Source organism: Streptomyces sp. P5F9, from assembly GCF_057961495.1.
The window spans coordinates 1-5,399 of the sequence record NZ_JBXVPZ010000572.1 but is presented as its reverse complement, the minus strand read 5'-3'; the positions used below and the strand labels follow the sequence as shown (position 1 = coordinate 5,399).

The window sequence follows — 5,399 nt, the reverse complement described above, 5'->3', positions numbered from 1 at the left end:
CGCTTGGGGGCGACCCGCGGAGGACCGCCGGCCGGTGCGGACAGCTGATGCCCGATGGCCGTTCTGAACACCGCCTCGGGTAACGGCCGCCGCTCGGGGTCCTTGTCCAGGCAGGTGCGGATGAACGCGGCCAGCTCCGCGTCGACGCCCGCGACCTTGTCGAGGACGTCCTCCCGGGGCGGGTCGAACGCCACCCGGTGCAGCACGTCGACGCCCGTGCCCTCGCCGAACGGCGCCTCCCCGGCGACGGCGTAGGTGAGCGTGGAGGCCAGCGAGAAGACGTCGGAGGCGGCGGTCACCTCCCGGCCGCGCACCTGCTCCGGGGACATGTAGGCGGGGGTGCCGACGTTCTGGCCGGTGACGGTGATCGAGGTGCTGTCGCCGGCCTGGACGACACCGAAGTCGATGACCCGGGCGCCGTCGGCACCCAGGATGACGTTGGATGGCTTGAGGTCGCGGTGCACGATTCCCGCGCGCCAGATCGCCTCGATCGCCCGCCCCACGTCGGCCAGCAGCCGCCAGGCCGCCGCCACGTCGACCGGCCCGCGCGCGTCGACCAGCTCCGCGAGGGTGGGCCCGGGTATGTACTCGGTGGCGACCCACACCAGGTCCTCGTCGCAGCCGCTGCCCAACAGCCGTACGATGTGCGCCCCTTGGATCCGGCCCAGCGCGCCGACCTCGCGCTCGAAGCGCTTGCGGAACAGCGGGTCCTCCGCGTACTCGGGCCGGATCACCTTCACGGCGGCCGGGCCCGTGGCGCCGGTGGCGTCGCGGCCCAGATAGACCCGGCCCATCCCGCCGCTGCCGAGCACCGACGTCAGCCGGTACGGACCCGCCTGGTGTGGGTCGCTCTTCCGCAGCGGCACCACGGAAGGCGGCTCCATCCCCGCCGCCGCGTAGGCCATCGTTTCGGACCGACCGCGGAACTCGACTGGCATGGGAACCCTGTGTCTCTCGCGTGGTGCGTGTGACGTGAGATTAGCGCAGCACATGTGTGCGACAAGGGAGTTGGGATTTTCCACAGCAGGCGCCAAGCCGCGTCGGCCGCGCGGCCGCCTTCAGTGTCGTGACGGCGGTCACTGATCCGCGTATGGGGCATATTTCCTGCCATAAGGTCCCGAATGCGTGGGAACTCCGAGGTCAATGGTGGTTCAGAGGCCGGCAGGCGCTAGCGTGGTGGACCGATGAGACTGCTGCACACTTCCGACTGGCACCTGGGCCGGGCGTTCCACCGCGTGAACATGCTCGGGGCCCAGGCCGACTTCGTGAGTCACCTTGTCGCCACCGTGCGTGAGCGCGATGTGGACGCGGTGGTCGTGTCGGGAGACGTGTACGACCGGGCGGTGCCCCCTCTGGCCGCGGTCGAGCTGTTCGACGACACCCTGCACCGGCTCGCCGACCTGGGCGTGCCCACGGTGATGATCTCCGGAAACCATGACTCCGCCCGCCGCCTCGGGGTCGGCGCCGGTCTGATCGACCGCGCCGGCATCCACCTCCGCACGGAACCGTCGGCCTGCGGGACGCCCGTGGTCATTCCGGACGCGTTCGGCGACGTGGCCTTCTACGGACTGCCGTACCTCGAACCCGCCCTGGTGAAGGCCGAGTTCGGGGTCGAGAAGGCCGGGCACGAGGCGGTCCTCGCCGCCGCCATGGACCGCGTCCGGGCCGACCTCGCCGACCGCGCGCCCGGTACCCGATCCGTGGTCCTCGCGCATGCCTTCGTCACCGGCGGCGAGGCCAGCGACAGTGAGCGGGACATCACCGTCGGCGGGGTCGCCGCCGTACCGGCCGGTGTCTTCGACGGCGTCGACTACGTGGCACTCGGGCATCTGCACGGCTCCCAGACCATCACCGGCCGTGTCCGCTACTCGGGCTCCCCGCTGCCGTACTCCTTCTCCGAAGCCGACCACCGCAAGAGCATGTGGCTCGTCGACCTGGACGCCGACGGGACCGTCACCGCCGAGCGCCTCGACTGCCCGGTACCGCGCGAACTGGCCCGGATCCGGGGCGCGTTGGAGGACCTGCTGCACGACCCCGGCCTCGCGCGGTACGAGGAGGCGTGGGTCGAGGCGACACTCACCGACCCCGTGCGCCCGGACGACCCCATGGCCCGGCTCACCGAGCGCTTCCCGCACACGCTGACTCTCGTCTTCGACCCCGAGCGCGGACCCGACGACCCCGACGTGTCGTACGCCCGCCGCCTCGCGGGCCGCGACGACCGCGAGATCGCCGACGATTTCGTGGCCCACGTACGCGGCGCCGGTCCCGACGAGCGCGAACAGGCCGTTCTCCAGGAGGCGTTCGACTCGGTGCGCGCGGACTCGGTGGTACGGGAGGTGGCGCCGTGAGCGTGCGCCGCGCGGGAACAGGGGGTGCCCGATGAGGCTGCATCGGCTCGACATCACCGCTTTCGGTCCCTTCGGCGGTTCCCAGACCGTCGACTTCGACGAGTTGTCCTCCGCCGGGCTGTTTCTGCTCCACGGGCCGACCGGCGCCGGCAAGACCTCCGTCCTCGACGCCGTGTGCTACGCGCTCTACGGCTCGGTGCCCGGCGTACGCCAGTCAGGTCAGGGGATCACCCTGCGCAGCGACCACGCGGCGGCCGGCACACGCACCGAGGTGCGGCTCGAACTGACCGTCGCCGGGCGGCGGTTGGAGCTCACCCGGCAGCCGCCCTGGGCGCGACCCAAGAAGCGCGGCACCGGCAGCACGCTGGACAAGGCGCAGAGCTGGCTGCGCGAGTACGACGCGACGGCCGGCACCTGGAAGGACCTCAGCCGCTCGCACCAGGAGATCGGCGAGGAGATCACCCAGCTGCTCGGCATGAGCCGGGAACAGTTCTGCCAGGTCGTGCTGCTGCCCCAGGGCGAGTTCGCGCGTTTCCTGCGGTCCGACGCCGAGGCGCGCGGCAAGCTGCTCGGGCGGCTCTTCGACACCCACCGCTTCGCCGAGGTCGAGAAGCGGCTCGCCGAGCGGCGCCGCGCCACCGAGGCCCAAGTCCGCGAGGGTGACGCCGAGTTGCTCGCCGACGCGCACCGCATGCAGCAGGCCGCCGGTGACGCCATGGAGCTGCCGGACCTCGCCCCGGGCGACCCCGGCCTCGCCGACGCGGTGCTGGGCGCGGCGGCCGTCGCCCGCAGCACCGCACGCGAGCAGCTGACCGTCGCGCGGAGTGGGCTGACCGCCGCCGAGTCCGCCCAGGTCGCCGCCGATCGTGAACTGGCCGAAGTCCGTGAACTGGCCCGCCTGCAACAGCGGTTCGCGCAGGCGCGGGAGCGGGCCACGCTCATGGAGGAGCGGGCCGACGACTATCGGCAGGCGCAGGCGCGGATGGAGCGGGCCCGGAAGGCGGAGGCGGTGGCGCCGGCACTGGACCTCCGCGAGGCCGCCGACGCCGAGCACCAAGATGCCGCCCGGGCCGAGACACGTGCGCGTGGCCTGCTGCCGGATACCTTCGCGGGCGCCGGCGCGGCCGGGCTCGCCGCCGCCGCACGCCGGGCCGCCGAGGAACTGGGCGGACTGGAATCCGCCCGCCGCGCCGAACAAAGGCTCACCGAACTCGGCGTGGAGCGCGCCGAGTTGGACCGCCAGGAGCGCGCCGACGAGGACGTACGGCAGGAGGCCGAGGCCTGGCTCGCCGGGTGGGACGCCACCCGTGCGGGACTTCAGGCGCGGATCGAGTCGGCTCAGGAGGCCACCGCGCGGGCCGAACAGCTGGGCGCCCGGCGCGAGCCCGCCGAGCGGCGGCTCGGGGCGGCCCGGCAGCGGGACCAGTTCGCCGGTGACACCGAGGACGCCCAGCGGCAGGTGCTCGCCTCCGCCGAACGCGCCGTCGAGGCACGCGCCCACTGGCTCGACCTCAAGGAACAGCGGCTGAACGGCATCGCCGCCGAACTCGCCGCCCACCTCACCGACGGCGCACCCTGTGCCGTCTGCGGAGCCACCGAACACCCCGCCCCCGCCCGCAAATCCGCCAGGCACGTCGACCGCGCGGCGGAGGAACAGGCCCTCACCGCTCACCAGCGCGCCGAGGAACAGCGCACCGAGGCCGAGCGCCGCCTGGGCGTCGTACGGGAAGCACTCGCCGCCGCCACCGCTGAGGCGGGAGACACGCCGACCGGTCAACTCGCCGACGAGGTCGCCGAGTTGGAGCTGCTCTACGAGCAGGCGCGCCGGGACGCGTCCTGGCTGCACCCCGCGACCGAGGAGCTGCGCCGGGCCGAGCAGGAGCACGAGCGGCGGACCGCGATCCAGCAGCAGGCCGCCCTCCGCGCCGCCTCCCGTACGACCCTGCGCGACACCCTGGACCGCGAACGTGCCTCCCTGGAAGGGGAGTTGGCGCAGTCCAGGGGCACCGCCGACAGCGTGGCCGCGCGTGCCGCCCAGCTGGAGCGGCAGGCCGCGCTGCTCACCGACGCGGCCGACGCCGTTCGTACCGCCGAGGACACCGCCCAGCGCCTCAAGGACGCCGACGCCCGGCTCGCCGACGCCGCCTTCCGCGCCGGGTTCGACACCCCGCAGGCCGCGGCCGCCGCCCTTCTCGACGACACCGCCCATCGCGAACTCCAACGACGCCTGGACGCCTGGCAGTCGGAGGAGGCCGCCGTACGGGCCGTCCTGGCCGAGGCCGACACGGCGGCAGCCGCGCAGCAGGCGCCCGCCGATCTGGACGCGGCGGAGGGCGCCGCGACCGCGGCCGTCCAGCGGACACGGCACGCGGCCTCCGCGCGCGACGCGGCTGCCCGCCGCTGCACCGAACTCGACCGGCTCTCCGCCCGGTCGGCCGCCGGGGCACGTCAACTCGCCCCGCTGCGCGAGGAGTACGACCGGGTGGCCCGCCTCGCCGCCCTCACCGCCGGCACCTCGGCCGACAACGAACGCCGGATGCGCCTGGAGTCGTACGTCCTCGCCGCCCGCCTGGAACAGGTGGCCGCGGCGGCGACCGTACGGTTGCAGCGCATGTCGTCCGGGCGTTACACCCTCGTGCACTCGGACGACCGGGCCGGGCGCGGCCGTAGCGGACTCGGGTTGCATGTCGTCGACGCGTGGACCGGGCGGGAGCGGGACACCGCGACGCTGTCCGGCGGCGAGACGTTCTTCGCGTCGCTCGCCCTCGCGCTCGGGCTCGCGGACGTGGTCACCGACGAGGCCGGCGGGGTCCGGCTCGACACCCTCTTCATCGACGAGGGCTTCGGCAGCCTCGACGAGCAGACCCTCGACGAGGTCCTCGACGTCCTCGACTCCCTGCGCGAACGGGACCGCAGCGTCGGCATCGTCAGCCATGTCGCCGATCTGCGGCGGCGGATCCACGCGCAGCTGGAGGTCGTGAAGGAGCGGGACGGGTCGGCCGTACGGCAGCGGGGGCAGTGAGGTCGGTCGGGGTCGCGAGGTCGGTGGGG

The 5,399-nt window shown here is 73.7% G+C and carries 3 protein-coding genes; 2 read left to right on the top strand and 1 reads right to left on the bottom strand.

Annotated features, from left to right (window positions below; translation table 11 throughout):
* On the bottom strand, nucleotides 1-938 hold a 938-nt coding region (locus tag AC31A1_RS45835), incomplete at its 3' end, for a serine/threonine-protein kinase (RefSeq protein ID WP_489659003.1).
* A gap of 246 nt (nucleotides 939-1,184) precedes the next feature.
* On the opposite strand from AC31A1_RS45835, the gene AC31A1_RS45830 reads away from it, so the two are divergent.
* The gene (locus tag AC31A1_RS45830; RefSeq protein WP_489659002.1) at nucleotides 1,185-2,348 is read left to right on the top strand and encodes an exonuclease SbcCD subunit D; all 1,164 of its coding nucleotides are present in this window, start codon (nucleotides 1,185-1,187) and stop codon (nucleotides 2,346-2,348) included.
* A gap of 31 nt (nucleotides 2,349-2,379) precedes the next feature.
* The gene (locus AC31A1_RS45825; protein WP_489659001.1) at nucleotides 2,380-5,370 is read left to right on the top strand and encodes an AAA family ATPase; all 2,991 of its coding nucleotides are present in this window, start codon (nucleotides 2,380-2,382) and stop codon (nucleotides 5,368-5,370) included.
* Nucleotides 5,371-5,399 lie beyond the last annotated feature (29 nt).